We start from the raw sequence: 26,098 nt of genomic DNA, 5'->3' as shown, positions 1-26,098 counted from the left end.
CACGCGGTCACGGGCGCGTGGTGGACTGCGCCACGCGATGACACGCGTGTGCGGCGGTGCCACGCCGTCACGCGCGCGCAGAGCGGTGTCCGGTGCCCGGCTGAACGCGCGACGGCCGGGTAGACGAGTGCTACGCGCCCCGGAACCGCCCTGCGGTCCCGCGACCCGACGGACGACAAGGAGCCTCATGGCCACCGTGATGGAACGGATCAAGCAGTTCGCGCGCAGCCCGCAGGGGCGCCGCACCATGGAGCAGATACGGCGCCAGGCCGCCGACCCGCGTCGGCGCGCCCAGGCCCAGCGCCTCTTCGAGCGGCTCCGTTCCCGCCGGTGACGCGGACGCGCCGGAAGTGACGGCTGACACGTTTGCCGTACGCCGGAGGCATGACTCGCGCAACGCGGGGTAACGGCCCGACCAGGACGGCCCAGGGGCACGGAGCGGGCCGGCACGATCAGGGAAGGTTCGCGATGGCGACGCGCGTGGGCGCGACGCCGGACACCGGTACGCCACTGCCGCAGATCACCGCCCCGCAGAAGATCGCCCCTGAGGCCACCCGTACCCTCACCCAGCTGTTCCTCCAGCGGCTCACGGGTTCCCTTCCTGGTCGGCATAAGCGCCAGCGTTACGGTCGGTTGCTTGCCGTGGGCCGGCCCGCCGCAGATGTCCCGAACGCAGCGACCTGCCACTGTCTGCCGACCTGATGGTCACAAGACCATCCACGGGTCGACTGCTGACCCCGCGTCTGGGAATCCGGCCAGGTTGCCTGAGGATGGCCTCGGCGAGTCGGCGGCCGCCGTGGTGCCGCCGCCAGCAGGCATGGGTGAGAGGTGGCAGGGCATCCGGGTGAGGAGCCGGGGTTGCCGCCCGTCGACATCATGGCCCTAGGAGGGGTGACAGGGTGAAGGGCTTCCGCAGCTTCATCCTGCGCGGCAATGTGGTCGACCTGGCGGTCGGCATCGTCATCGGAGCGGCGTTCACCGCAGTCGTCAACGGCTTCGTCAGCGCCTTTTTGACCCCGCTCGTGGGGCTGGCCACCGGTGTCACCGGCGACATGGCCCACAAGACCTTCACCGTAGGCGCCACCAAGTTCCCCTACGGAGCTTTCATCAACGCGGCGATCAGCTTCCTCCTCATCGCCAGCGCCCTGTACTTCCTCGTCGTACTCCCGATCAACAAACTGCACGAGCGCCTCGCTCCCCACCACGACGTCCAGGCCCCCAAGCGGGACTGCCCCGAGTGCCTCAGCCCCGTCCCGGCCCAGGCCCGACGCTGCGCCTCCTGCACCGTCCCCCTGCCCGCGGTGCCCGCCCAGGCCGGGGAGACAACTCAGCGGGCCGGGTGACCGGACCCCTGATCGATCGGTGACAGCCGGACCACCTCGGTTCTCAACGCTTGGCCGGGTTGCCCCTGCAGCCGCGGCGCCGGCGTTCGGCATTCCCGCCGTCTGGGCTGCGGGCCTGCCGGAGCCGGGCCGGGCGTCCAGGCACTTGTCGGAGCGGATCACCGCCACGACGGGGGAGGCGTTTCGTCTGCGGTTTCCCGCCTCGTGCGCGGTGCTCGACGCGCAGATGACGACCTTGGACGAGGTCGTGCACCTGGTCGGCGTCGTCACCGGCTCCGCCGCCACCTTCACCTCGCGCGAGGTGAAGTCGGCCCGGACGGCGGTGCGGGCCGGTCCGGCCCCTGTGCGCTGCCTGGCACGATGCTGTTCATGCAGCCGCTGCCCGTTCGGTGCCCTGCCGGCCTGGTCCCGGACGCTACAGGCGTCGATGCCTTCAACGCCGCATACATAGCCGCAGCGCGCGGTATGTGTCGGCCTGGAGCGCCAGTGGACGGTGAAGGCGGACACGCTCATCGCCCCGGGTTACAGGGTCGACGTCAGCGCGTACGACGCGGTGCGCAACGCGATGATCCGGCTGATCCGCCCCGACTCCTCTGCCGGTCCTGTCTACTTCGTGCTGCACGACGTCGACGGTGAGCGGCGAGCCAGCGGGCTGACGGCCGCGTTGCACGCCGCCCTGTACGCCGACCTCGTCCCACTGGCCCACTGGCCCGCGCTGTTCCCGAGACCTGTGCCTGATCTGCGGCTGTCGCGTGTCACCGCACTGCGAACTCGTCGGATCCCCCGACAAGCTCTTGTAATGTGGGTTTGTCCAGGGCGGCTCGGCATCCAGGGAGCAGATCATCTCTACCGACAATGCCTCGCAATCCCAGCCCGAGACAGCAACGCCTGGCGTTGAGAAGGGTGCACGGGCTCAGGGTTCTGTGACCGCTCTGCTGGTGGCGGCCGCTCTCACCTATGCCGTGGACCTCGGCAGCAAGGTTGTGGCTGTCTCGCGGTGGGAAGGTCGGGAGCCCGTTGCCATAGCAGGCCGCGTGGTGACGCTTCAGGTGTTCCGTAACGCGGGTGCGGCTTTCAGCTCGGGCCAGGCTTTCACTGCCGTGTTCACGGCGATCTCGGTCGCGGTTGTCCTGGTCATCGCGCGCGTCGCACGCAGGCTTCAGAGCTTTCCGTGGGCTGTCGCTCTGGGCCTGTTGCTCGGGGGTGCGCTCGGCAACCTGACCGACCGGATCTTCCGGGCGCCCGGCGTCTTCCGTGGCCACGTCGTCGACTTCATCTCCGTCGAACACTTCGCGGTGTTCAACCTCGCCGACTCGGCCATTGTCTGCGGCGGTGCCCTGGTGGTCCTCCTGTCGTTCCTGGGCACTTCCCTGGGCGGCTCGCCCCCGCACGACCGGCAGAGCCGGATCACTCTCGCTCCGCGATGAGATGCTCCAGACCTGAGAGCTCGACTGCCGTGCAGCGCGGGCCCGGTGTCCCCTTCGGTAAGGGCTCCGGCTGCATGCACGTCGAGCCCGAAAGCACATCCGCGCCGGTGGTGCGGTCACCGGTGCAGCGCCACCACGATGTCCACCACCGCCCGGGCCCGCTCCACCCGCTCATCGCGCAGGGCCTGTAGAGCCTGGATGACGTCCTTCGGTCTGGGCAGCCAGCGCCGGGTCGTGGAGCGCGCATTCGCCCGCCTGCGCTGGTTCCGCCGCCTGCGGAGCCGCTGGGAGATCCGCGACGACATCCACGAAGCCTTCCTCACCCTGGGATGTGCACTCATCTGCTGACGACGGCTGCGCTCATGCTGTTGATCTGTCTAGCACGTTGGACGAGGGGACTGAGGGTCGGGAGCGCATGCTGCTTCCTGGGCGGCCATCACCTCATCGCCGTGCTCGAAGGCCCATGCGCCGACGGCGTCGATGGGCGCCAGCAAGGTCCGGCCCAAAGCGGTGAGCTGGTACTCGACCCGCGATGGGTGGTCGTTGTCTGCCTGCCGGTCGACCAGTCCGTTGAACTGCAGCCGGCGCAGAGTCTCGGTGAGGACCTTGGAGCTGATGCCCCCGATCCGCTCTCGTAGTTCGACCGGGCGCCTGGGGCCATCGCGCAGTGCCCAGAGCACCACGGCGTTCCAGGTGTTGGAGAGCAGGTCGAAGGCGAGGCGGGCGCGGCAGTCGGCGAGGAAGGCGTCGGTTGTCACGTACCAAATGGTGCCCGAACGGCCATCTAACGTCGGCGAGAACGATCGAAGCAGGCACGGAGAGGGACCGCGCGATGAGAATCGGTGTACTGGGCACGGGCAACATGGCCGACGCGCTCGCCACCCACTGGGTGCGGGCCGGGCACGAGGTCACTATCGGGGGACGGGACCCACACAAGGCTGAGCGGCTCGCGACGCGCATCGGGGGCGGCGCGAAGCCTGCCAGTCTGCGCGCGGCGGCCGCCTCCGCGCAGGTCGTTTTGGCCGCGCTGCCCTTCGGGGCGGGCGTGGACGTGGCGCGGGACTTGCATGCGGCCCTGGAGGGCAAGGTGCTGCTCGACTGCTCCAACCCGGTCGGGCCGGGCTTTCGGCTGTTGACGGAAGGAGGCCCTTCAGCCGCGCAGCAACTTGCCGCGGCGGCACCGGGAGCCCATGTGGTCAAGGCTTTCAATCTCTGCCACGAGGATGTGTGGCGCATGCGGCCGCCCGTCTTCGATGGGCGACCACTGGCCGTGCCGGTCTGCGGAGACGACGAGACTGCCCTCGCGCGTGTAAGCGAGTTGGTGCAGGACGTGGGCTGCGAACCCGTGGCTGGAGGCGGTCTCGAACGTGCGGGACTCCTGGAAGCGACCGCCGCGCTATTCATCGCCCTGTGGGTCGGCGAGGGAGTGGATGCGCAAGCGATCGCACCACCGCTGGCATACGCGGCCGGGCCGAGCCACCAGGAAACGGAAGACGGCACGGCGGCTTTCCGTTAGGGGAAACACATCGCCTTTCTGGCACCGCTATATGAGCATGATCCCGTGGCGAACCGGTCGCCCGCCGCCACTTACCGATCTTGCTCACCAATCGCATCCCCCGCCTCCCCCCCCGCCAGGAGGCAAGGTTGTCCCGGGTGATGAGGGTGGAGGGGTGGTTCGAGCCCAGCACTCGCGTCTGGTCGGTGAGAAGTTCAGCGAACGCGGTGGCTGCGCCGGCCGCAACCCCCCGCCTCCCCTGACATCTGCCCCGGGGGGCACATTGGCGCTCGCGCCATCCGGTGACCGACGAGGCTGGTTCTGTCCCCGTAGCCACATCCGGAGCCGACCCAGTTGTAGGCAGTCACGTGATCGCCCGAACACGCCGTAGAAAGAGACCATGACTGCCACACCTGTCACTCCAGGTGGCACTTGCACACAGCGTTCGGCCCTGACCAAGCGTCACTCGACGGTCGGCGCGTGTGTGAAGTGCGCGGCGTGCACGCACACTTGGGGGGTATCGGTTTTTGGAAAGGACGCTGCATTCATGGGCCTGACCCGTCGGCTTCTCATACTGCTCTTCGCACCCCTGCTCGCCCTGATGGTGGCGCCCGTGCTGGGGACCGGTTCGGCAGTTGCCGCACCGCAGGCGAAGACGATCTCGATCGCCCAGGCCCGCGGCCTGCCGGTCGGGACAGTGGTCACCGTGGCGGGTTCGGTGACGACTCCCTCCGGTGCCTTCGAATCCAGCTTCGGCGACAAGGGATTCGGGCTTCAGGACAGGACCGCCGGTATCTACGTCAGGCTGCACAGCGAAGTGCATGCGTACCCGCGTCAGCGTGCACGCATCACCGGCACGCTGCGGGACAGCTCCGGACTGCTGACCCTGGTCCCGGCCGATCCTTCCGATGTCGAGCTCGGTCACAAGGGCCGGCCGGTGAAACCGGAATGGGTCGGCACCGCCGGGGTCGGAGAGGCCACCGAGGGGCGGCTCGTCAAGGTCGTCGGCAGGATCACTCAAGCACCCACGAGCGACCTCCCCTACGGGTACAAGCTGCCCGTCGACGACGGTTCGGGCCTCGTGCCGGTCTTCGTCAATGTGCAGACGGGCATCGACGTCTCCGGCCTGAAGCAGGGGCAGAGGGTGCGGGTGATCGGCTTCAGCAGCCAGTTCGGCACCCACTACGAAATCGATCCGCGGTCGCCGCACGACATCGCGGTGGTCGGGGCCTGATCGCCGGAGGGGCGGAGCGGGATGACGGGGGCGGGGTAGTCCTGGGTATTGGGTCGCCGGAGGATGAGGACGGCCGCCGCAAGGGTCATCTGCTCCGCGAGCACTGTCGGCGATGGATACCTCGGCAAGCACGGCCACGCCGACCATCTCGCGCTGTGCGTGCCGTCGTAGCGCGGTCGGGACCGGTGAGGCCCACCTTCGCGACAAGCATGGTGAAGGGCGTGGGAGCCCTTCGCCTTCCCTGCGCGGACGGTGATGCTCGGCAGTCCTGCGTCCAGGACTTCCGGGCTGGCGGCGGCATACGGCTGCCAGCCCGCTTGGGCGGGATCGAAGGTGGTGCCCCAGGTCTGAGCGGCGGAGGAAGGACTGCCCGCAGCAATCGAGACTTGTTTCGGGATGCGGGCCGACGGGGGAGACGGACGCCCCTCGGCGGGGCACCCGCCGACTCCTACACAGAAGGACATGCCATGCTCGCGGCACATAGCCGAGTATCGGCCGCTTGGCGGCCGATACTCATGCTCGCTGTGCTCCTCGCCTGACTGCTCGCCGGCACGGCGCCCCACACCCGTGCAGCAGCTGGGCTCCTGGGACCTGGCCAGAGCCATTCCCCTGGGCACGACTGCCAGCGCGTACCCGCACTGGGCGGCCAGCATCCGGCTTCGCGTCGGCACCACCGTGCAGTGCAACCAGGCCACCGCCACCACCAACTGGGGCCAGAACCTCTACGTCACCGGCAACCTGCCCGACCTCGGCAACTGGGACCCCGCCAAGGCCCTCCCCCCGGCCACCGGCCCCAGCACCTACCCCCTGTGGTCCGGCCCCCACCAACTGCAGCCCAACCACGGCGGACGACGTCCTTGCCGAGCTCGGCGACGCCGTCGACTTCGTGCTGGAGGGCGGCCGCTGCGAGGTCGGCGTCGAGTCCACCCTCGTCGACGTCACTGGTGAGACCCCGGCCATCCTGCGACCCGGCGGGGTGACGCGCGAGGACCTTGAAGCAGTGCTGGGGCACCCGCTCACTGCGCCTGCGACCAGTCGCGTCCGGGTGCCGGGCCGGCACCCGCCCCACTACGCACCGCGGGCGCGGGTCGTCCTGGTCGAGCCTGAGAAGGTCGTCGCCGAAGCGGAAGTCGCTTCCGGCCTGGGGCACCGGGTGGGCGTCTTCCTCCCCGGCGCATTCGCCGGGGCGCCGGTGAAGGCGCACGCCGCGGTGGAGGTGCCCGCCTCGGCGGCCGCCTACGCGCGGCCTGTACGGGTTCCTGCGCGAACTCGACCAGAAGGGATGCGACCGCATCGTCGCGTCCTTGCTGGCGGAGGAGGGGCTGGGCCTGGCGATCGCCAACCGGCTCCGCCGCGCCGCGGGGCCCCGTACAACCGTGTGACCACCCCCGAGCACCCACGCCTGATGGGCGGGCTGCCGGGCGCGTGCCGATCCTCGCCTGAGATTCTCCTCTTCTCCCGCAGTGGCAGCCCGCGGCCCTACCGGCTCGGGCGCGGCCGCGGGCTGGATCCGCGATCTTCTGGGTGAGCGGGGCCGAGTCAGGACGCGGTGGGACCCGCGACGTCGAGGCCGCGGGTGGCGACGAGCTGGGCGCTGCCCTCGGCCAGCCGGTAGGACAGGCCCACCACGCCGAGGCGGCCGTCAGCCACCCGCTCGGCCAGGACCCGGGAGCGTTCCAGCAGCAGGTCCACGGTGTGCTCGATGTGCTCGGCCAGGATCTCCTCGGCGCTCTCACGTCCGGCGGCGCGGGCTGCCAGCACGCTCGGGGTGACCCGTTCGACGACGTCGCGGACGAAGCCGCCCGGCGTCTGCCCGTTCTCCAGGGCGGAGCAGGCGGCGGCGACGGCGCCGCACGAGTCGTGGCCAAGGACGACGACGAGCGGCGCGTTCAGGACGCAAGCGCCGAACTCGATGGAGCCGAGCACCTCCGCCCCTATGACGTGACCGGCGGTGCGGACCACGAACAGGTCGCCCAGGCCGCGGTCGAAGATGATCTCAGCGGCCAGACGGGAATCGGAGCATCCGAACAGCACGGCGAACGGCTGCTGGGAAGGTGCGGTCTCGGTGCGACGGACGGCGTCCTGGTTCGGGTGCTCGGGCGTGCCGGAGACGAAGCGCTGGTTGCCGGCCATGAGCAGCTCGAAGGCCTCGCGGGGCGACGGCGTGTGGATCTTCTCGGTCATGGCGGCAGCTTACGAGGCAGCACCCGCCGCGGCTGCCCCAGGCCCACACCGTGGACGGCATCACGCACCGCCTCCACACGCAATATCGTCCCGTAAAGTGATTGTTTGTCCGGTCGTATGAGCCGCGCCGGATCACGTCGCACCGGCTGGAGGGAGGAGCGGTTGTCCGAGGGCACGGGGCTGGGGCGGCGTTTGCTGGACCACCTCTTGACCGAGGCGGTGCGGGACCTCGGCGCGCACGCCGCCGGGGTGTACGTGCTGGCTCCCGGGGAGGGGGTGCTCACGCTGGAGGTGATGACCGGGCTGCCGGTCGAGTTCGCTCAGCCGTGGCAGCGGATCTCCCTCGCCTACCCGGTGCCGGTGACCGACGCGGTGCACGTCCGGGACCTGGTGTGGGTGGACTCCCAGGAGGAGCTGGCGCGCCGCTACCCGCGCGCCGCGCTCGTCCTGCCCTACCACTTCGCACTCGCCGGTGCCCCGATCCTGCACGACGGGACGGTGGTGGGGGCACTGCTGCTGCTGTGGCCCGGGCCTCGGCACGACCTGGTGCCCGCGGTGAGGGCCGGCGTCGCGTCGGTGTGCGCGTTCCTCGGCCACGTGCTGGCCGCGGCCGAGCAGACGGGACAGCCGCTGGCCCCACTTCCGGCCGCACGCACCCTGGCACGCCCCATGACCAAAGACCCCGCACCCCCGGCGGCAGCAGATGTCGCGGCGGGCTACGCCGAGCGGCTGCCCGAGCCCGGCGTCGCGCTCGACCTGGACGGCCACATCACCTTCATCACCCGCGCCGCGGCCCGCCTGGTGGGCGCCGGGGAGCAGCGCCTGCTCGGCGCTCTGCCGTGGGAAGCGCTGGCGTGGCTGGACGACCCGGTATACGAAGACCGCTACCGCGCAGCCGTGATCAGCCGTCATCCCACCTCGTTCACCGCCCAGCGTCCCGACGGGGCGTGGCTGCGCTTCGAGCTGTTCCCCGACGACACCGGAATCAGCGTGCGCATCACCCCCACAGCCGGCCCGGCCGACGTAGTCGCCGCTGAGCCGTCCCAGGCCGGCACAGCCCTCGGCACGCCGCCGCGGGTGGGGGCGCTTTACCACCTGATGCATCTGGCCGGCGCGCTGACCGAGGCGGTGGGGGCCGAGGATGTGGTGCGGGTGGTGGCGGACACGGTGCTGCCCGCGTTCGGCGCACAGGGACTGACGGTGCTGGTCGCTGAGGGCGGGCGGCTGCGGATCGTGGGTTACAGCGGCTACCCGGCCGAGGTTATGGACCTCTTCGACGGCACTCCGCTCACCTCGCCCACCCCTGGGGTGCGGGCCCTGACAGAAGGGGTGGCGGGCTTCTTCTCCACCCGCAAGGACCTGGCGCGCGCGTTCCCGGCTCGCGCTCAGCGGGAGGACGGGATGGCGGCATGGGCGTTCCTGCCGCTCATCGCCTCCGGCAAACCGGTCGGCACCTGTGTCCTGGCCTTCGTCCAGCCTCACGTCTTCGCGCCGGAGGAGCGGGCGGCGCTGACCTCGCTGGCCGGCCTGATCGCCCAGGCGCTGGACCGCGCCCGCCTCTACGACACTGAGCACGCCCTCGCGCAGAGCCTGCAGACCGGTCTCCTGCCGCGCGCCCTCCCGGACGTCCCCGGTCTTGAGGTGGCGGCGCGCTACCTCCCTGCCACGCATGGCATGGAGATCGGCGGCGACTTCTACGACCTCATCCGCCTGGACGCCACCACCGTCGGGGCGGTCATCGGCGACGTTCAGGGCCACAACGTGGCTGCCGCCGCCCTGATGGGCCAGGTCCGCACCGCTATCCACGCCCACGCCACCGCCGGCGCCGCCCCCGACGAGGTCCTCACCCGCACCAACCAGCTCCTGTGCGACCTCGATCCTGGACTGTTCACCAGCTGCCTGTACGCCTGTATCGACCTCGCCGCCCACACCGTGTGCCTGGCCACCGCCGGCCACCCGCCACCGCTCCTGTGCCTCGACGCCATCACGAGCATCGTGCAGTTGGAGCCCGGTCTGCTGCTCGGCATCGACCCCGGTGCCATCTACCCCACCCACACCCTCGCCCTACCGCCTGGGGCGGTGCTGGCCCTGTTCACCGACGGCCTCGTCGAAACTCCCGACGAACCGCTGGATGCCCGCATCACCGCCCTCGCCAACGCTCTGGGAGGCGGACCGACCGACCTGTCCACCCTCGCCGACACCCTCACCACAGCGATGCGCGCCGGTGACGAACGCACCGACGACGTCGCCCTGCTCCTGCTCCGGCCAGCCCCATCCACCTGATCCGTCCTGCCGGCGTCAGGGTGTCCGCCGTACCGAATCCCGCGCTCGGCGTCCACCCCCTCCGGCAGCCGCCACACAGGGCCTCTTACCCACTCGGAGGAGCGCGGGCCCGAGGTGGACAGGAGCGTTGCCTGACCGCATGTCGTCTCGGTGCCGCAACCATGGAACCCGCACCGGAAGCTGTGACCACCGCCCTGCCGGACGCGTACTGGCTCGCACCCGGCTCACCCGCCCGTTGTCCGGTGCCCTGCCTGGCCGGTGCTCCGCGGACAGATCACGGGCTCGGGTCCGGGTGCGATGCGCAGGAAGACGCAGCGCTTGGACAGCGGAGTGAGGACCGCTACTTTCAGCGGGGTACGAGTGGTGGCCTGGATGCGGGCGAGCCAGGAGCGTCCGGGCACCAGGATCGTCGGCTCTGCCGGCCACTGGGCGAGTGCTTGAGGATCGGGGCACACCACACCGGCGAGCCGGAACTCGCGGCCCGGGTGGGGCCTGCTGTAGACGAGCAGCCCGTTGCCATGGCTCTGCCCGCCGTCCTCGACCGTCTTGCCGGAGACGGTACGGACCAGCTGCGTGAAGGCGGGCCACACCTGGGCGTCTATACCGGCGTGCCCGAGGAATGCGGCCTGACGTGCCTGGTCGGCCTGCCGTTCCTGTGCTTGCAGCAAAGCCCTGCAGCCGCTGTCCGGCGGCAGCAGCATGCGCGGCGGCACAACGGCGGGCCTGCTCGGCGCCCCCGGCACGCGCAGCTGCCTCGGTGTCCGCCTCCAGCCCTGAACCGGCGGCCGCCAGTTCCACGTACGCGGGGGCCGTCCACCACACCGTGCCGCCCGGCCGGTGTGGGGATGCACACGCCTCTGGAGATCCACCGGATCGCCTCGCCGAGCGGGCAGGTGATGTGGTTCCAGCCCGGCTTCGCCGCCAGCGTGCGCGGGGCCCATGTGTAGCGCGACAGGCCATGCCGCACCGTCCAGCCGGCCCCGCGCGGCTTTTCGGGCCTCTGGCTGAGCCGGAGCGCGGGCGGGCCGGGGCGTGCTGCACGTTCTTCGCGCCCTTGGGCGAGCTCGAGTGACAGCTCGGCTGTGGCACACACGAGGGCGCGGACCCGCTCTCGTTCCGCGGCGAGTTCGTCCTTGGTCTTCGCCAGGGCGTCCCGGGCGCTCAGTCGGAGGTACATGAGCTCAGCGCCGGTCAGGGACCGCGTTCCGCTCCAATAGGTCCCTCATCCGCTGGGGGCGGGCGAAATCACGTCCCAGCGGCGGAGCGTGGACGCGTTGCACGAGGATGGAGCAGATGCCCGCTCCCACCTCGGTGACGACCGGTAGCAACAGTCAGACCAGTGCTCCCATGGGCGCGCCTCCTTCGGGCCGTGTGTGCGGACGCCTTTCCGGTCTCCGTAAACGGGGTCAGTCCTGGCCTTCTGGCTTCGTGGCGTGTTGCTGACGTGGGCTTCCAGGCTTCTTTCGACGGATGCTCCGTCTGGCTGCGCGGCAGGGGTGGCCCGAACGGCCCTGTTGGGTACCCGGCGTGGCGGCAGAGGGTAGGGCTTACAAACCGGCACGCACGGCACCCGCACCCCCGCCCCGACGCGGAAAGGACCCCCGATGTCCGTCGACACGCAGCAGACGCCCGTCCAACTGGAGGAGGATGAGCTGAGGTCGCTGGACGCTCACTGGCGCGCCGCGAACTATCTGTCCGTAGGCCAGATCTACCTCATGGCCAACCCCCTGCTCACCGAACCCCTCCGTCCCGAGCACGTCAAACCGCGGCTGCTGGGCCACTGGGGCACCTCGCCCGGCCTCAACCTCGTGCACACCCACCTCAACCGCGTCATCAAGGCCCGCGGCCTGGACGCCCTGTGCATCTGGGGGCCCGGTCACGGCGGTCCGGCCGTGCTGGCCAACTCCTGGCTGGAGGGCTCCTACACCGAGACCTACCCGGACGTCACACGGGACGCGGCGGGCATGGGCCGACTGTTCAAGCAGTTCTCCTTCCCCGGCGGGGTGCCCAGCCACGTCGCCCCGGAGACCCCCGGTTCCATCCACGAGGGCGGCGAACTCGGCTATTCGCTCGCCCACGCCTACGGCGCCGCTCTCGACAACCCGAACCTGCTGGTCGCCTGCGTGATCGGTGACGGCGAGGCGGAGACCGGGCCGCTGGCCGCCTCCTGGCACTCCAACAAGTTCCTCGACCCCGTCCACGACGGCGCCGTTCTGCCGATCCTGCACCTCAACGGCTACAAGATCGCCAACCCGACCGTCCTGGCCCGGCTGCCCGAGCACGAACTCGACGAACTGCTGCGCGGCTACGGACACGCCCCCCTTCACGTCACCGGCGACGACCCGATGGCCGTCCACCGGGCGATGGCCGCCGCGATGGACGACGCACTGGAGCGCATCGCGGCCATCCAGAGCAGCACCCGCGAGGGCGGCGTGGCGGAGCGGCCGCACTGGCCGGTGATCGTGCTGCGCACCCCGAAGGGCTGGACCGGCCCGGCCGAGGTCGACGGACTGCCCGTGGAGGGCACCTGGCGTGCCCATCAGGTCCCGCTGGCCGCAGTCCGGGACAACCCCGAGCATCTGCGCCAGCTGGAGCAGTGGATGCGCTCCTACCGACCGGAGGAGCTGTTCGACGAGCACGGCGCACCGCGCCCCGAGGTACTCGCCTGCATCCCCGAGGACAGGCGCCGGCTGGGCGCCACCCCCCACGCCAACGGCGGCCTGCTGCTGCGCGAGCTGCCCCTGCCACCCCTGGAGAAGTACGCCGTCGAGGTCGACAAGCACGGCGCGACCCTCCACGAACCCACCCGCGTCCTCGGCGACCTGCTCCAGGACGTCATGCACGCCACGAGTGTGCGGCGCGACTTCCGCATCGTCGGCCCCGACGAGACCGCCTCCAACCGTCTCCAGGCGGTCTACGCGGCCAGCGGCAAGGCGTGGCAGGCCCAGGTGCTCCAAGTGGACGAGCACCTCGAGCGCCACGGCCGGGTGATGGAGATTCTCTCCGAACACACCTGCCAGGGCTGGCTGGAGGGCTACCTGCTGACCGGCCGGCACGGGCTGTTCTCCTGCTACGAGGCGTTCGTGCACATCGTCGACTCGATGGTCAACCAGCACATCAAGTGGCTGCGCACCACCCGTCGGCTGCCCTGGCGCGTTCCCATCGCTTCCCTCAACTACCTGCTGACCTCGCACGTGTGGCGCCAGGACCACAACGGCTTTTCCCACCAGGACCCCGGCTTCGTCGACCACATCCTCAACAAGAGCCCCGAGGCCGTGCGGGTCTACTTCCCGCCGGACGCCAACACCCTGCTGTCGGTCGCCGATCACGCGCTGCGCAGCAAGGACTACGTCAACGTGATCGTGGCCGGCAAGCAGCCCTGCTTCGACTGGCTCTCCATGGAGGAGGCGAAGGTCCACTGCGCGCGCGGCGCGGGTATCTGGGAGTGGGCGGGCACCGAGGACGGTACCCGTGAACCGGACGTGGTGCTGGCCTGTGCCGGCGACGTCCCGACCCAGGAGGTGCTGGCCGCCGCACAGCTGCTGCGCCGCCACCTGCCCGAGCTGGCCGTGCGGGTGGTCAACGTCGTCGACATCGCCCGGCTGCTGCCGAGCGAGGAACACCCGCACGGGATGAGCGACTTCGAGTTCGACGGCCTGTTCACCCCCGACAAGCCGGTCATCTTCGCCTACCACGGCTACCCGTGGCTGATCCACCGGCTGGCCTACCGCCGCACGGGTCACAGGAACCTGCATGTGCGCGGCTACAAGGAGATCGGCACCACGACCACGCCGTTCGACATGGTGGTCCGCAACGACCTCGACCGCTACCGCCTGGTCATGGACGTCATCGACCGTGTACCCGGGCTCGCAGTCCGAGCGGCGGCCGTACGGCAGAACATGGAGGACGCCCGGCAGCGCCACCACGCCTGGATCCGCGAGCACGGTATGGACCTGCCCGAGATCGCCGACTGGACCTGGGACGGCTGAGCGGCTACGTCCCACCCCGCGCCCCGGCGACGCCCGACACATCGCCGGGGCGCACGGCTCACAGAACCCAGCGATCGCCACCGGACAGCCCTTCGGATGCTGCCGGCCCGCTCGCTGGACGACCGCTTAGTGAGAGGTGCGCCCAGATGAGCCTGTTCGCGGCTGGAGTCCGGCACCACCCGGCGGTGGTCGCGCATCACAGCAGGCGCACTGGAGACGTCCAGCTCCGTGTCGCCGACGCCATCACCGAATTCGCCGGTTCGATGACCTTCGTCTACATCCACGCGGTCGTTTTCGCGGTCTGGATGCTGCTCCTCGAGTCCAGCCCCTGGCCTACGTTGACCCTGGTGGTGTCACTGGAAGCGATCTTCCTGTCGACGTTCGTCATGATCGGCCAGAACCGTCAGGCGGCGTTTCAGCAGATGAAGGCCGACCACGACTTCGTCGAGCAGGAGTTGGAACTCAAGACCAACACCGAACTCACCCGAGCCATCCACGCGATGACCATGGAACTCCACAGGCGTCTGGTCGACGACGGTGAGCAGTAGCCGCGTGACAGCCCCGAGGTGCGCACGTCAGTGGGCAGGCCGGCCGTGCGTCGAAGTTCACGACGTCGGTCCCGTACGGAAAGCGTCAGGCGCTCGAGGAGAGCGGTACAACCCACTCGACGACGGTGCCGCTCGGCCGATTCGCGGACAGGCGGAACGTACCGCCCATCTCCTCCGCGCGTTTGCGGAGGTTGGCCAGACCGCTGCGGCGGGTGACCTCGGGGTCGATTCCGCGGCCGTTGTCGGCCACATGCAGCCGCAGGGCGGAGTCGGTGACCTCGACGCCGACGTCGACGGCGGTGGCGTGCGAGTGACGGGCGGCGTTGGACAGGGCCTCGCCGAGCACGGCCAGTAGTTGCTCGGCCTGTTCGGCGGATACGGCTGTGTCCAGCAACCCGGTCATGCGCAGCGCGGGGGCGAAGCCGAGCGGCTCGGTGGCCCGTTCGGTGGCCGCCACCAGCTGCGCGCGCAGCCCGCTGCCGCGACGGGGCTGGTCGTGCTCGCGCAGTCCGTAGATGGTGGAACGGATGATCTTGATGGTGTCGTCCAGATCGTTCACGACGCGCTGGATCCGTTCGCTGACCTGCGGCCGGTCTGAGACTCGGCCCAGTGTGGACTGCAGCGACAGTGCCCCGGCGAACAGGCGCTGGATGACCAGGTCGTGCAGATCCCGGGCGATCCTGTCCCGGTCGTTGAGGACGACCATGCGTTCGGTGTCCCGGCGGTGCTCGGCGACGTCCAAGGCCAGCGCGGCCTGGTTGCCGAACCCGGTCACCATGTCGATCACGGCGTCGGTGAAGAGGGCGCCGCCGGGAACGTTCGCGACCTGCAGCACTCCGCGGACGTGTTCCCGGGTACCGAGCGGCACGAAGAACGCGGGACCCAGCTCCACCACCGAGGCGCTGCCGCCCTCGGCGCGGGGGTCGGCGCTCACGGCCTCGCTGGTGATCGTCTCGCCCGATGCGTAGACCTTCGCGGCCAGTGCCGTGGCGGGCAGCAGCAGCCCCCGGACCTCTTCGGTCGGCGATCCCGAGGCGGCCTCGATGACCAGCTCGCCGCGGTCGCCGACCGGTACCGCCAGCGTGACCAGGTCCGCGTCGGCCATCTCGCGCACGGTGGCGGTGAACGACTCCAGTACGGCAGCGGGCTCCGCGCCGGACAGCAGGCTGCGGGTCAGCTCGTTGCTGGCCGCCAGCCACCGCTGCCGACGGTGGGCGTCGTCGTACAGCCGGGCGTTGTCGATCGCCACACCGGCCGCCGCGGCCAGGGTGCGCAGCACCGCCTCGTCGTCGGTGTCGAATTCCGTATCGCTCTGCTTGTTGGTCAGGTACAGGTTGCCGAAGACCTGATCGCGCACCCGGACGGGGGCGCCGAGGAAGCTGGCCATCGGAGGGTGCCCGGCCGGGAAGCCGGCGGACGCCGGATGCTCGGCCAGGTTCGCCAGGCGCAGCGGTTCCGGGTGCCGGATGAGCAGGCCAAGGATGCCCTCGCCGCGCGGGTAGTGCCCGATGCGGGCGATCGCCTCGTCGCCCATGCCGACCGTGATGAACTGCCTGATCGTGCCTTCCTCGCCGAGGACGCCGAGCGCCCCGTACTGGGCGTCGACCAGGGCCACCGCGGATTCCACGATGCGGTGCAGCACCACCTCCAGGTCCAGGTCGGAGCCCACCGCGAGCACCGCATCCAGCAGCGTGTGGACCCGGTCCCGAGCCCCCCGCACCTGAGCCACCTGCTGTTGCAGGTCCTCCAGCAGTGCGTCCAGCCGCAGCTGTGGAGACATCCCCGACGTCTCCACCTCACGCGAACCCTGCGCGCGTTCGTCCACCACAGCTCCCCTCGCCGTCTCGCGGCATATTCCCCCTAGCATGCCCGACGAGCCAAGTCCGTTCGACGGCACCCGCCCGACAGCGAGGGCACAGCTCGCAAGCGGTCGGCTGGTGGGGGGCCGGACATGAGCCAGGGCTGGAGCGCGCGGAAGCGGAGGGCCCATCGGGCCAAGCCCATGCTGAGCATTCGCACCGAACTCGCCGAAGCCGCTCAACGGAAGGCGCCTCCCTGACCTTTCCCGGGGCCGACGAGACGGCTCGGCTCCTGCGCGTGGTCATGGCGGCTGAGCACCGCAACCGCACCGACCCCGACCGGGCGATGGAGAGCCGCCGATGGGTGCACCGGGACCGGGACGACTCTGCCGACGTCGGCATTCCCCAAGCGGCACTGGGGCCGCAGGACGCGCACGAACAGCTGCTCATACGTGACTTCACCGCTCAACGCCACCCTGAGCGGCTCCCCGCCCAGCCCTTCGAGCCCCTGCCTGTGGCCCTGCTGACCACCGGGCACGACCGTCGCAGTGACTGGCTGCGCGCCCGGCAGGCGCTGGAGCACGTCCTGCTGGTGGCCACGGCGCACGGTGTGCGTGCCTCCCTGCTGCACCAGCCGATGGAGTGGCCCGACCTGCGCCGCGACCTGAGCCCCGTACCGGAGCTCACCGGCCATGCGTAGATGCTGATCCGCCTCGGTTACCGCCCGGAGGGCCCGGCCACTCCGCGACGTGCATCAGATCAGGTGGGATGACGCTCAACTTCGTCTCCGTGTGGTGTGCGGCCTGCTCGCCTACGGTCTGGTCAGCCCGCGCCGGTGAGGGGCCGGCCGGGCGCAGCACTCAGCGCTTCGGGCAGGCGACCGAGGTTCTCGAACACGCCATCCAGTCCCGCACCGCGCAGTACGCGAAGGAACCGGCCGCTGTCCGTGATCAGACGTAGCCGGCCGTGCCGTTCCATGACCCTGGTCCGCGCCCGGCACAGCACCCCCAGTCCGGCGCACTCGATGAGGACACGGCGCGAAGGTCCACCACGAGGCCGGGGAGGACGACCGCCGTCAGATCGTCCAGGCGCGCCCAAGGGACGGTGCCGTAAGGATGTCGATCTCGCCGCGCAGCTCCACGACGGTCGTCCCGTTGGCGGCACGCTCGGTGTGGCGGGGTGCGGAGGTGACGAGGGTTTCGGCCATGGTCCGAGGACACCCGGGCCCATGGGCGCGCCGGAAGGGCCGTACGGCCCCCCCTTCGCCGCCGCGTTTCCTCGGGCCGCTCTCCGGCCAGTGCGGGACACGTGGCCCTCACCCGAGGCCGCTCGCGGGCTCAGCATGGACTGTGACCCCCCTGCACCGGGCGAAAAGACGGGCTGACTCATGTACCCGAACGATGGTTTCCGCGAACTCGGTCGTCACGAATGCCTGCGCCTGCTGGCCACGGCTCCCATCGGCCGCATCGTCTACACACGCCAGGCGCTGCCGGCGGTCGTGCCGGTCAACTTCGGCCTGGACACCGACGGAGCGGTACTGCTGCGCACCTCAGCCACCTCCGAGCTGGCCCGCGCGGTCGACAGCGCCATCGTCGCCTTCGAGGCGGATGCGGCCGACGTGGACACACACTCCGGCTGGAGCGTTGTCGTCACCGGCCGCGCCGAGATCGTGAGGGATCCGCCCGAGGCGGTCCGCCTGGAGCGGATCGGCCCGCGCTCCTGGGCTCCCTCACCCGAGGAGGTGTTCGTGCGCATCGAGCCTGAACTGGTCACCGGCCGTGAACTCGCCGCCGGCCGCACGATGTACGGCCTGCACCGCTCCGCCTGACCGCGGGGCACCACGTGCCCGCGACGTGGACCGAAGGGCCCAACGGTGCGGGGCCGGACGGCGCGGCGACGGGTTCCCGCAGGCCCTGCCCCGCCCCGGGGCGCGTGAGGAGCATCGTCAGTGGAGCCGCGCACGGAACGGTCCGTGTGCGGTGTCGCGAACGATGCGGAGGCAGTGATGACCGTGGCAACCCGTCCAGACGTGGACGCTCCCGCCGATGCCTGGCGTGGGTTCACAGGCCGGAGCTGGCGCGAGGGGATCGACGTACGCGACTTCATCCAGGTCACCTACACGCCATACGAAGGCGGCCCGGAGTTCCTGACCGGTCCGACCGAGCGCACGCTCGCCGTCTGGCGCAACGTGAGTGCTCTGTTCCCCGAGGAGCGCCGCAGGGGCATCCTCGACGTGGACACCGCCACCCCGTCGACGATCACCTCTCACGCCCCCGGCTACATCGACCGGGACCGTGAGCTGATCGTCGGCCTGCAGACCGACGCCCCGCTGAAGCGCGCGATCATGCCGAACGGCGGCCTCCGGATGGTCGAGAACGGCCTGAAGGCATACGGCTACGAGCCCGACCCGTTCGTGACCAAGGTCTTCGGCACTTACCGCAAGACCCACAACGACGGCGTCTTCGACGCCTACACACCGGAGATGCGCGCCGCCCGCAAGGCCGGTGTCATCACGGGACTGCCGGACGCCTACGGACGCGGCCGGATCGTCGGCGACTACCGGCGCGTCGCTCTGTACGGAACGGACCGTCTGATCGAGGCCAAGAAGGCCGAGCGTGCCCTGCTCGACGCCTGTGCGTCCTCCACCGAGGTCATCCGTGACCGGGAGGAACTCGCCGAGCAGATGAGGGCCTTGGACGAGCTGACGCGGATGGCGGCGTCCTACGGCTGTGATGTGTCCCGCCCCGCCGCCACTGCCCAGGAGGCTGTGCAGTGGCTCTACCTCGGCTATCTGGCTGCGGTGAAGGAGCAGAACGGTGCGGCCATGTCGCTCGGCCGCACCTCCACCTTCCTCGACGTCTACCTGCAGCGGGACCTGGCGGACGGAATCATCGACGAGAGGAGGGCCCAGGAGCTGATCGACGACTTTGTGATCAAGCTGCGGATCGTGCGGTTCCTGCGCACTCCCGAGTACGACGCCCTGTTCTCCGGTGACCCGACCTGGGTGACGGAGTCGATCGGCGGCATGGGCGCCGACGGCCGGACCCTGGTCACCCGCACCTCCTTCCGCTTCCTGCAGACCCTCTACAACCTCGGCCCCGCCCCCGAACCCAACCTGACCGTGCTCTGGTCGCCCCGGTTGCCCGACGGCTTCAAGGAGTTCTGCGCCCAGGTCTCCATCGACACCAGCGCCGTCCAGTACGAATCCGACGACCTGCTGCGCCCCCGGACCGGGGACGACACCGCGATCGCCTGCTGCGTCTCCGCCATGGCGGTCGGCAGGCAGATGCAGTTCTTCGGCGCACGTGTCAACCTCGCAAAGGCGCTGCTCTACGCGGTCAACGGGGGCCGCGACGAGATGACCGGCGAACAGGTCGCGCCCTCCGCGCCCCCGCTGACCGGTGAGTACCTCGACTACGAGGAACTGATCGAGGCCTACGACCACGTCCTGGACTGGCTGGCCCGGACCTACGTCAACGCGCTCAACGTCATCCACTACATGCACGACAAGTACGCCTACGAACGCCTGGAGATGGCGCTGCACGACTACCCGGTGCACCGGTTCATGGCCTGTGGGATCGCCGGTCTGTCGGTGGCCGCGGACAGCCTGTCCGCCGTGAAGTACGCACGGGTGAAGGTGTTCCGGGACGCCAGCGGACTCGCCGTCGACTTCGGCACCGAGGGCGACTTCCCGGCGTATGGCAACAACGACGACCGCGCCGACAGCATCGCCGTCGACCTGGTGGAGTCCTTCATGGCCAAGGTGCGCCAGTACCCCACCTACCGTGGCGCCGAGCACACCCAGTCAGTCCTCACCATCACCTCGAACGTCGTCTACGGCAAGCACACCGGCAACACCCCCGACGGCCGCCGTGCCGGACAGCCCTTCGCACCCGGCGCCAACCCCATGAACGGCCGGGACCGGCACGGTGTCGTCGCATCGGCCCTGTCGGTGGCGAAGCTGCCCTACGAGGAGGCCCGCGACGGAATCTCCTTGACCACGACCATCACTCCCGAGGGGCTCGGCCACAATCCCACGGAGCGTGCCGGAAACCTGGTCGGCATCCTCGACGGGTACATGACCTCCGGTGGTTTCCACATGAACGTCAACGTGCTGAACCGGGCAACGCTTGAGGACGCCATGGAACACCCCGAGAGGTACCCCGAGTTGACGATCCGGGTCTCCGGATACGCGGTCAACTTCGTCCGGCTCACGCGTGAGCAGCAGCTCGACGTGATCAGCCGCACCTTCCACGGGGCGCTGTGAACACCACGGCGACCTCCGCGTCACTGCAGGCGGCCCCGGCAACGGGACCGCTCACGGGCCGGGTGCACTCCTGGGACCTGTCCACCGGCGTGGACGGTCCCGGGACCCGGTTCGTCCTGTTCGTCAGCGGCTGCCCGTTGCGCTGCCTGTACTGCGCCAATCCGGACACCTGGCACATGCGTGAGGGGCGAGAGGCCTCGGTCGACGAGGTGATGGAGGAGATCGAGAAGTACCGGGGTTTCCTGACCACGGCCGGGGGAGGGGTGACCATCACCGGCGGAGAACCGCTGCTCCAGCCGGAATTCACCGGCTCCCTCCTGCACCGCTGCAAGGAGGCCGGACTTCACACGGCGCTGGACACCTCCGGATTCCTGGGTGCGCGTGCCTCCGACGAACTCCTCGCCGACACCGACCTGGTGCTGCTGGACATCAAGTCGTTCGACGCCACCACCTACCGCAGGCTCACCGGCGGCCGGCTGGCCCCCACGCTCAACTTCGCCACCTTGCTGGATCGGCTGGCCGTCCCCGTGCACATCCGTTACGTCCTCGTCCCCGGCTGGACCGACGACCCGTCCGCCGTGGACGCTCTCGGCGCCTTCCTGGCCGGGCTGAGCAACGTCGACCGGGTGGACGTCCTGCCCTTCCACAAACTCGGCGCCCACAAGTACGACGCTCTGGGTATCGACTTCCCGCTACGCGACACGCCCGTGCCCGATCCGGAGCTGACGGAACGCGTGCGCGAGCAGTTCCGGGAGCACGGACTGCGGGCGCTGTGAGGACGGATCCCCGGAGAGCCTGACCGCCGCCGACTGGGCAGCCAGGGAAGCCCTGCTCCGGGACCTCCCGCTGCACCTGGTCCACGCCCTTGGGCGGCAGCAACCCTCCTTCTCCCTGGGGTGGGGCATCCCAGCCCTCCCTGAGTCCGGACGAGCGGATTCGCTGGACGGACCATATGCCTCGCGATACCGAAGCGACGATCGCGCGGCCCCACCCGGGCCTGCGGACCACCACCGAGACCGTCGTACCGAAGAACCCGTCACCGCCTTGCTCGGCGTGGCTCGGAAAGCCGGCCTGTTGGTGCTGGGGTCTCAGGGCTTGGGCGGCGTGGCTGGCTTCTTGCCCGGGTCCGTCGCCCAGGCGGTCGTGGCGGGCAGCCGACGGCCTGTCGTCCTCGTGCGGGGCGGCCTGCGCCCCGAGGACGAACACCAGCCCGGCGCCTTCCGGTCCGGGCCGACGCCGTTCCGCGACGTCGTCCTCGGCCTCGACTCTGCGGCTCCGAACGCAACCGTGATCGAATTCGCCTTCGAAGCCGCCTCTCAGCGTGCCGCGAGGCTGCGCGTCGTCCATGGCCGGAACCCGGAACCGCCCTCCTACGACAACGGCGGCGACCTCAACGCCGAACTGCACGACGAACTCACCGGCGAGATGCACCGTGCCCTGTCCGAGGCGCTGGAGCCCTGGCGGGACACGTTCCCCGGCGTAGAGGTGACAGAGCAGGCCGTGATCGGCAAGGCCGGCTCGCACCTCGTGGAGGCCTCGCGCGACGCGTCCCTCGTCGTGATCGGCCGCCGCCTCCGCCGGACGCCGATCGGCGCGGTGATCGACCCGGTCGCCCACGCGGTGCTGCACCACGCCACCGCACCGGTCGCGGTGGTCCCCCAGGACCGACAGGTTGCCGGGCGAGCCAGAACCCGTATCCCACTGAAGGCGGCGTGAGAACCCTCCAGTTCTCACGCCGCCTTCAGTCGGAATCGAACATCGCGATCAGGCGGGATCGTGCTCCTCGTCCGCAGTGAGCCGGACCCCGGTGATCAGGTCGGGACGGATGCGTACCGCATAGTCCATGGTCTGGTTCACCCAGGGGGTGAGCAGTTCCTGGTAGCGGGCCAGCTCATGCGAGTCGGTCACGAGCCGGGCGAAGCCGGTGACCACGACGCTCCAGCCGAGGTGAGTGTCGGGGTCTATGGAGTCGGCCTCATATGCCACCACGACGCCTTGGCCGTCGGCCTGCCCGCCGCGTGCGGTCAGCGCCGCGCCCTCATGGATGCGGATGACGATGTCGCCATTGTCCAGGACGTGGTTGACCGGGCGGACGGTCGGCAGTGCCTGGCGGGTGAAGACGATCCTGCCGAAGGAGACGCTGCCCAGCAGCCGCAGGGCTTCGTCGCCGTCGAGCTCGATGCTCCGGCGCGGCCCGCTCGGGACAGTCTGCGTGGTGTCAGTGGTCACGGGGTGGCTTCCATGCGGTTTCGTTGCTCACTGCGGTGTGTCTTCGGCCGGCGCGGCCAGGCGGACGCATGGTCTGTCACCGTCGCGACGAGCGGTGCGCCGGTAAGGCATGTGCGACGTCCCTTCGAGGCCTGCGGGGCTGCCTGTCCGCGGCGTACCGGGTCGGGCGGCCGCGGACAGGCTCGATCAGGTCATTGGAACGGCCTCTGGGCTCTTCACACCAGGGCCGTTCGGCCCTTGTCCGTGTCCGGCCACCCCAGTTCGTCGCCGTAGTAGGCCACGCGCATGATCTCCTGCATGTCGTCGAGCATCGGCATGCGTGGGTTGGCGGGCGCGCACTGGTCTTCGTACGCGTTCAAGGCCTGTCGGGGCAGAGCGGCGAGGAAGGCGCGCTCGTCGACACCGAGTGCCTGGAACGACGGCTCGATGCCCACGACGTCGCGCAGCCGCTCCATCGCGCTGGCCAGCGACTCCACGCCCTCCTGCGCGGTGGAGGCGGGCAGGCCGAGGGTGCGGGCGATGTCCCGGAAGCGTTCGGGGGCGCGGTAGTGCTCGTACTTGGGCCAGCCCGTCAGCTTCGCGGGTACGGTGCCGTTGTAGCGGATGACGTGCGGCAGCAGGACCGCGTTGGTGCGGCCGTGTGCGATGTGGAAGGTGGCGCCGAGGGTGTGCGACATGGCGTGCACGATGCCGAGGAAGGCGTTGCCGAAGGCCATGCCCGCGATCGTGCCGGCGTTGTGCATCCTCTCCCGCGCGTCGGGTCGGCCCCTGCGGTCGTTCACCGCCGCTTCGATGTTGTCGAAGATCAGGCGGATCGCGTGCAGGGCCAGGCCGTCGGTGAAGTCGTTGGCGTAGACGGACACGTACGCCTCGATGGCGTGGGTGAGGGCGTCGAAGCCGCTGTCGGCCGCCAGCGCCGGGGGCAGGTCCGCGGTAAGCAGCGGGTCGACGATGGCCACGCTCGGAGTGAGTGCGTAGTCGGCGAGCGGGAACTTCTTGCCGCTTGCGGGGTCGGAGATGACCGCGAAGGGGGTGACTTCCGCGCCGGTGCCGGACGTGGTGGGCACGCACACCAGGCGCGCGCGGGTGCCCAGGACCGGGAAGCGGAAGGCCCGCTTGCGGATGTCGGAGAACTTCTGCCGCATGTCGGCGAAGTCGACGTCCGGGTGCTCGTACAGCAGCCACATCACCTTGGCGGCGTCCATGGGGGAGCCGCCGCCGAGTGCGATGATCGTGTCCGGGCGGAAGTCCCGCATGAGCTGGGCGCCGCGCTGCACGGAGTCGATGCTCGGCTCCGGCTCGACGTTGTCGATGATCTGGAGGGTGACCGGCTCGTGGCGCCGCTGCAGGACGCGGCTGACGCGGTCGACGAAGCCGAGGCGGGTCATGGTGGCGTCGGTGACGACCGTGACGCGGTGGACGTCCGGCATGGAGGACAGGTAGCGCAGGGACTGCGCCTCGAAGTAGATCTTCGGCGGCACCTTGAACCACTGCAGGTTGTTGCGGCGCGCGCTGACCCGCTTGATGTTCAGCAGCTGGACTGCGGAGACATTGTCGGACACCGAGGTGTGCCCCCACGAGCCGCAGCCCAGGGTGAGCGACGGCAGCAGACTGTTGTAGATGCCGCCGATGGCGCCTTGCGAGGACGGGGCATTGACGATGATCCGTACGGTCTTCATGCGCTGGCCGTACGCCTCCGCCAGCGCCTGGTCCTCGGTGTGGATGACCGCGGTGTGACCCTGGCCGTGGAAGGCGACCATGTCGGCGGCGAGGTCGAAGCCCTGCTGTGCGGAGTCGGCGCGCAGCACGGCGAGCACCTGGCAGAGCTTCTCCCGGGTCAGCGGCTCGTCCGGGCCCACCCGTTCGGCCTCGACCAGGATCAGCGAGGTGTCGCCCGGGACGGTGAAGCCTGCCTGCTCGGCGATCCATGCCGGACTCTGACCGACGGCTTCGGCGTTGACCTTGGGTTCACAGCCTGCCTTGGTGCGGCCGGCCGGGAACAGGAAGGCTTCCAGCTTCGACTTCTCCTCGGCGGTCGCCAGGTGAGCGTGCAGAGCGCGGAACTCGGCCAGTGTCGCGTCGTAGATCTCGTCGTCCAGGATGACGGCCTGCTCGGAGGCGCAGATCATGCCGTGGTCGAACGACTTGGAAAGCACCAGGTCGTTGACGGCCCGGCGCAGCTTCGCGCTCTTGTGCACATATGCGGGAACGTTGCCGGCACCGACTCCAAGGGCGGGCTTGCCCGCCGAGTAGGCGGCCCGGACCATGGCGTTGCCGCCGGTGGCGAGGATCAGCGAGACGCCGGGGTGGCGCATCAGTATGCCGGTCGCCTCGACCGACGGGGTCTCGATCCACTGCACGCAGTGCTCCGGCGCGCCTGCGGCGATGGCCGCGTCCCGTACGATCCGGGCCGCCGCCGCACTGCACCGCTGGGCCGAGGGGTGGAAGGCGAACACGATCGGGTTGCGCGTCTTCAGCGCCATCAGGGCCTTGAAGACGGTGGTGGAGGTCGGGTTGGTGACGGGAGTGATCGCGCAGACCACGCCGACCGGCTCGGCCACCTCGGTCATGTCCTCGATGTCGTCGCGGGCGATGACGCCGACGGTCTTCATCGGGCCCATGCTGTGCGTGACGTGCTCGCACGCGAACATGTTCTTCGCGGCCTTGTCCTCGAAGACCCCACGCCCTGTCTCCTCCACGGCGAGGCGAGCCAGCGCGGTGTGCTGGTCCAGGGCGGCGACCGAGGCCTTCTTGACGATGTGGTCGACCTGCTCCTGAGTGAGGGCGTCGTAGTCGGCGAGCGCCTTGAGTCCGTTCGTGACCAGCTGGTCCACGGCGATGGCGATGTCGGACGGCGCGTCGGCAACTGCTGCTGCCTGGATTCCGGCCTGATGACGGGTCATTGGGGAGCGCCTCCGTTGACGAGAGCCGCCGGCGTTGGCCGACGGTGTGCGGACCGGAGCGGCACCGCGGGGGATTCGGTGCCGCTCACGCCTCCACTCTCTTTCCGCCTGATCCCGACTCCCAGGTGCCGATGGTCCCTTCCGGGGGCTGACCGGCACTGGTCCGGCCAGACCGGTCGACTCAGGCGAGCAGTTCCCCGCTGCCGGCACGGCCGCCGCGCCACGGGGGCGGAGTGGCCGACCTGCGGGCCTCCTCCTTGCGGTGCAGAACCAGGTTCATCCGGCTGCGCAGCCGGTCCTTAAGACGTCATTTCAGTTGGCGTGATCTTGCGGCAGTCTGGGGTGATGACTGCTGCGCTTGTCGAGCGGATGGCGCCGGAAGAACTGTGGACGTTGT

23 protein-coding genes and 3 pseudogenes are annotated in these 26,098 nt (G+C 70.0%); 19 read left to right on the top strand and 7 right to left on the bottom strand.

Going from position 1 to position 26,098, the window contains the following annotated elements; translation table 11 throughout:
* The first annotated feature begins 187 nt into the window (after positions 1-187).
* From ACZ5CZ_RS29850 to ACZ5CZ_RS29825, 6 genes and pseudogenes are all read left to right on the top strand, one after another.
* Complete coding sequence (locus ACZ5CZ_RS29850; RefSeq protein WP_385848290.1) at positions 188-334, top strand: hypothetical protein; 147 nt, start codon at positions 188-190, stop codon at positions 332-334.
* Positions 335-468: 134 nt separating this feature from the next.
* Positions 469-702, top strand: coding sequence for a hypothetical protein (locus tag ACZ5CZ_RS29845; RefSeq protein WP_385848292.1), 234 nt, complete (start codon positions 469-471; stop codon positions 700-702).
* 197 nt (positions 703-899) lie between these two features.
* The gene (mscL, locus tag ACZ5CZ_RS29840) at positions 900-1,343 is read left to right on the top strand and encodes a large conductance mechanosensitive channel protein MscL (protein ID WP_385848293.1); all 444 of its coding nucleotides are present in this window, start codon (positions 900-902) and stop codon (positions 1,341-1,343) included.
* A 493-nt stretch (positions 1,344-1,836) separates the two neighbouring features.
* Positions 1,837-2,241 (top strand): hypothetical protein, encoded by a 405-nt coding sequence (locus tag ACZ5CZ_RS29835; RefSeq protein ID WP_468947392.1) that lies wholly within the window; start codon positions 1,837-1,839, stop codon positions 2,239-2,241.
* Between the two features lie 25 nt (positions 2,242-2,266).
* Entirely contained in the window at positions 2,267-2,770 is a 504-nt protein-coding gene (gene lspA / locus ACZ5CZ_RS29830) for a signal peptidase II (protein ID WP_468947391.1), read from the top strand.
* A gap of 210 nt (positions 2,771-2,980) precedes the next feature.
* Positions 2,981-3,118 (top strand): annotated as a pseudogene (locus tag ACZ5CZ_RS29825) (IS5/IS1182 family transposase); the annotation flags it as partial.
* Between the two features lie 29 nt (positions 3,119-3,147).
* On the opposite strand, the gene ACZ5CZ_RS29820 reads toward ACZ5CZ_RS29825, so the two are convergent.
* Entirely contained in the window at positions 3,148-3,528 is a 381-nt protein-coding gene (locus tag ACZ5CZ_RS29820; protein ID WP_385848296.1) for a winged helix-turn-helix transcriptional regulator, read from the bottom strand.
* Between the two features lie 74 nt (positions 3,529-3,602).
* On the opposite strand from ACZ5CZ_RS29820, the gene ACZ5CZ_RS29815 reads away from it, so the two are divergent.
* The 4 genes and pseudogenes from ACZ5CZ_RS29815 to ACZ5CZ_RS29800 all read left to right on the top strand — a co-directional run.
* Positions 3,603-4,286 (top strand): NADPH-dependent F420 reductase, encoded by a 684-nt coding sequence (locus tag ACZ5CZ_RS29815; protein ID WP_468947389.1) that lies wholly within the window; start codon positions 3,603-3,605, stop codon positions 4,284-4,286.
* A gap of 526 nt (positions 4,287-4,812) precedes the next feature.
* A complete protein-coding gene (locus ACZ5CZ_RS29810; protein ID WP_385848298.1) occupies positions 4,813-5,499 on the top strand; it encodes a hypothetical protein in 687 nt (228 codons plus the stop codon).
* Between the two features lie 396 nt (positions 5,500-5,895).
* On the top strand, positions 5,896-6,447 hold the full coding sequence (locus ACZ5CZ_RS29805; protein ID WP_387056537.1) for a carbohydrate-binding module family 20 domain-containing protein: 552 nt from the start codon (positions 5,896-5,898) through the stop codon (positions 6,445-6,447).
* A pseudogene (locus tag ACZ5CZ_RS29800) lies at positions 6,332-6,881 on the top strand (L-threonylcarbamoyladenylate synthase); the annotation flags it as partial. The gene ACZ5CZ_RS29805 and the pseudogene ACZ5CZ_RS29800, both read left to right, overlap by 116 nt.
* Before the next feature lie 157 nt (positions 6,882-7,038).
* On the opposite strand, the gene ACZ5CZ_RS29795 reads toward ACZ5CZ_RS29800, so the two are convergent.
* Entirely contained in the window at positions 7,039-7,683 is a 645-nt protein-coding gene (locus ACZ5CZ_RS29795; RefSeq protein ID WP_385848300.1) for a carbonic anhydrase, read from the bottom strand.
* Between the two features lie 162 nt (positions 7,684-7,845).
* Here ACZ5CZ_RS29795 and ACZ5CZ_RS29790 point away from each other — a divergent pair, with 162 nt between their 5' ends.
* Positions 7,846-9,966: a SpoIIE family protein phosphatase gene (locus ACZ5CZ_RS29790; RefSeq protein ID WP_385848301.1), complete on the top strand. Its 2,121-nt coding sequence runs from the start codon at positions 7,846-7,848 to the stop codon at positions 9,964-9,966.
* Between the two features lie 224 nt (positions 9,967-10,190).
* Here the strand turns inward: ACZ5CZ_RS29790 and ACZ5CZ_RS29785 are convergent, their stop codons facing one another.
* The gene (locus tag ACZ5CZ_RS29785; RefSeq protein WP_387056536.1) at positions 10,191-10,634 is read right to left on the bottom strand and encodes a hypothetical protein; all 444 of its coding nucleotides are present in this window, start codon (positions 10,632-10,634) and stop codon (positions 10,191-10,193) included.
* 936 nt (positions 10,635-11,570) lie between these two features.
* Between ACZ5CZ_RS29785 and ACZ5CZ_RS29780 the strand changes: the two genes are divergently transcribed.
* Together ACZ5CZ_RS29780 and ACZ5CZ_RS29775 are read left to right on the top strand one after the other, a co-directional pair.
* Positions 11,571-13,955 (top strand): phosphoketolase family protein, encoded by a 2,385-nt coding sequence (locus tag ACZ5CZ_RS29780; RefSeq protein ID WP_468947387.1) that lies wholly within the window; start codon positions 11,571-11,573, stop codon positions 13,953-13,955.
* 146 nt (positions 13,956-14,101) lie between these two features.
* Entirely contained in the window at positions 14,102-14,503 is a 402-nt protein-coding gene (locus ACZ5CZ_RS29775) for a DUF1003 domain-containing protein (RefSeq protein ID WP_385848304.1), read from the top strand.
* 85 nt (positions 14,504-14,588) lie between these two features.
* Here the strand turns inward: ACZ5CZ_RS29775 and ACZ5CZ_RS29770 are convergent, their stop codons facing one another.
* Positions 14,589-16,283: a sensor histidine kinase gene (locus tag ACZ5CZ_RS29770; protein ID WP_385848305.1), complete on the bottom strand. Its 1,695-nt coding sequence runs from the start codon at positions 16,281-16,283 to the stop codon at positions 14,589-14,591.
* 317 nt (positions 16,284-16,600) lie between these two features.
* On the opposite strand from ACZ5CZ_RS29770, the gene ACZ5CZ_RS29765 reads away from it, so the two are divergent.
* On the top strand, positions 16,601-17,002 hold the full coding sequence (locus ACZ5CZ_RS29765; RefSeq protein WP_468947384.1) for a hypothetical protein: 402 nt from the start codon (positions 16,601-16,603) through the stop codon (positions 17,000-17,002).
* Between the two features lie 375 nt (positions 17,003-17,377).
* Here ACZ5CZ_RS29765 and ACZ5CZ_RS29760 read toward each other — a convergent pair whose 3' ends face one another.
* Positions 17,378-17,509: a hypothetical protein gene (locus ACZ5CZ_RS29760; protein ID WP_385848307.1), complete on the bottom strand. Its 132-nt coding sequence runs from the start codon at positions 17,507-17,509 to the stop codon at positions 17,378-17,380.
* A 180-nt stretch (positions 17,510-17,689) separates the two neighbouring features.
* Between ACZ5CZ_RS29760 and ACZ5CZ_RS29755 the strand changes: the two genes are divergently transcribed.
* The 5 genes and pseudogenes from ACZ5CZ_RS29755 to ACZ5CZ_RS29735 all read left to right on the top strand — a co-directional run bounded on the left by ACZ5CZ_RS29755 (position 17,690) and on the right by ACZ5CZ_RS29735 (position 22,285).
* Complete coding sequence (locus ACZ5CZ_RS29755; protein WP_385848308.1) at positions 17,690-18,130, top strand: pyridoxamine 5'-phosphate oxidase family protein; 441 nt, start codon at positions 17,690-17,692, stop codon at positions 18,128-18,130.
* Positions 18,131-18,307: 177 nt separating this feature from the next.
* The gene (pflB, locus tag ACZ5CZ_RS29750) at positions 18,308-20,569 is read left to right on the top strand and encodes a formate C-acetyltransferase (RefSeq protein WP_468947382.1); all 2,262 of its coding nucleotides are present in this window, start codon (positions 18,308-18,310) and stop codon (positions 20,567-20,569) included.
* Positions 20,566-21,345, top strand: coding sequence for a pyruvate formate-lyase-activating protein (gene pflA, locus ACZ5CZ_RS29745; RefSeq protein WP_468947380.1), 780 nt, complete (start codon positions 20,566-20,568; stop codon positions 21,343-21,345). Before pflB ends, pflA begins: the two co-directional genes overlap by 4 nt.
* 13 nt (positions 21,346-21,358) lie before the next feature.
* Positions 21,359-21,736 (top strand): annotated as a pseudogene (locus ACZ5CZ_RS29740) (universal stress protein); the annotation flags it as partial.
* On the top strand, positions 21,713-22,285 hold the full coding sequence (locus ACZ5CZ_RS29735) for a universal stress protein (RefSeq protein WP_468947498.1): 573 nt from the start codon (positions 21,713-21,715) through the stop codon (positions 22,283-22,285). The pseudogene ACZ5CZ_RS29740 and the gene ACZ5CZ_RS29735, both read left to right, overlap by 24 nt.
* Before the next feature lie 48 nt (positions 22,286-22,333).
* Here the strand turns inward: ACZ5CZ_RS29735 and ACZ5CZ_RS29730 are convergent, their stop codons facing one another.
* Both ACZ5CZ_RS29730 and adhE read right to left on the bottom strand, forming a co-directional pair.
* Complete coding sequence (locus tag ACZ5CZ_RS29730; protein WP_468947378.1) at positions 22,334-22,798, bottom strand: pyridoxamine 5'-phosphate oxidase family protein; 465 nt, start codon at positions 22,796-22,798, stop codon at positions 22,334-22,336.
* A gap of 215 nt (positions 22,799-23,013) precedes the next feature.
* A complete protein-coding gene (gene adhE / locus ACZ5CZ_RS29725) occupies positions 23,014-25,701 on the bottom strand; it encodes a bifunctional acetaldehyde-CoA/alcohol dehydrogenase (RefSeq protein ID WP_468947377.1) in 2,688 nt (895 codons plus the stop codon).
* Between the last annotated feature and the right edge of the window lie 397 nt (positions 25,702-26,098).

This window comes from Streptomyces sp. NPDC031418 (genome assembly GCF_055581605.1).
The sequence above is the reverse complement of the archived record's forward strand: the minus strand, read 5'-3'. Positions and strand labels throughout refer to the sequence as shown.

What these genes read in the sequence shown, in the direction of transcription:
- ACZ5CZ_RS29755 (WP_385848308.1), top strand. Translation starts at nt 17,690, where the DNA reads ATGTACCCGAACGATGGTTTCCGCGAACTCGGTCGTCACGAATGCCTG.
- ACZ5CZ_RS29770 (WP_385848305.1), bottom strand. Translation starts at nt 16,283, where the DNA reads ATGTCTCCACAGCTGCGGCTGGACGCACTGCTGGAGGACCTGCAACAG.
- adhE (WP_468947377.1), bottom strand. Translation starts at nt 25,701, where the DNA reads ATGACCCGTCATCAGGCCGGAATCCAGGCAGCAGCAGTTGCCGACGCG.
- ACZ5CZ_RS29850 (WP_385848290.1), top strand. Translation starts at nt 188, where the DNA reads ATGGCCACCGTGATGGAACGGATCAAGCAGTTCGCGCGCAGCCCGCAG.
- ACZ5CZ_RS29780 (WP_468947387.1), top strand. Translation starts at nt 11,571, where the DNA reads ATGTCCGTCGACACGCAGCAGACGCCCGTCCAACTGGAGGAGGATGAG.
- ACZ5CZ_RS29805 (WP_387056537.1), top strand. Translation starts at nt 5,896, where the DNA reads ATGCGGGCCGACGGGGGAGACGGACGCCCCTCGGCGGGGCACCCGCCG.
- ACZ5CZ_RS29795 (WP_385848300.1), bottom strand. Translation starts at nt 7,683, where the DNA reads ATGACCGAGAAGATCCACACGCCGTCGCCCCGCGAGGCCTTCGAGCTG.
- ACZ5CZ_RS29760 (WP_385848307.1), bottom strand. Translation starts at nt 17,509, where the DNA reads ATGGCCGAAACCCTCGTCACCTCCGCACCCCGCCACACCGAGCGTGCC.
- ACZ5CZ_RS29845 (WP_385848292.1), top strand. Translation starts at nt 469, where the DNA reads ATGGCGACGCGCGTGGGCGCGACGCCGGACACCGGTACGCCACTGCCG.
- ACZ5CZ_RS29815 (WP_468947389.1), top strand. Translation starts at nt 3,603, where the DNA reads ATGAGAATCGGTGTACTGGGCACGGGCAACATGGCCGACGCGCTCGCC.
- ACZ5CZ_RS29775 (WP_385848304.1), top strand. Translation starts at nt 14,102, where the DNA reads ATGAGCCTGTTCGCGGCTGGAGTCCGGCACCACCCGGCGGTGGTCGCG.
- pflB (WP_468947382.1), top strand. Translation starts at nt 18,308, where the DNA reads ATGACCGTGGCAACCCGTCCAGACGTGGACGCTCCCGCCGATGCCTGG.
- ACZ5CZ_RS29810 (WP_385848298.1), top strand. Translation starts at nt 4,813, where the DNA reads ATGGGCCTGACCCGTCGGCTTCTCATACTGCTCTTCGCACCCCTGCTC.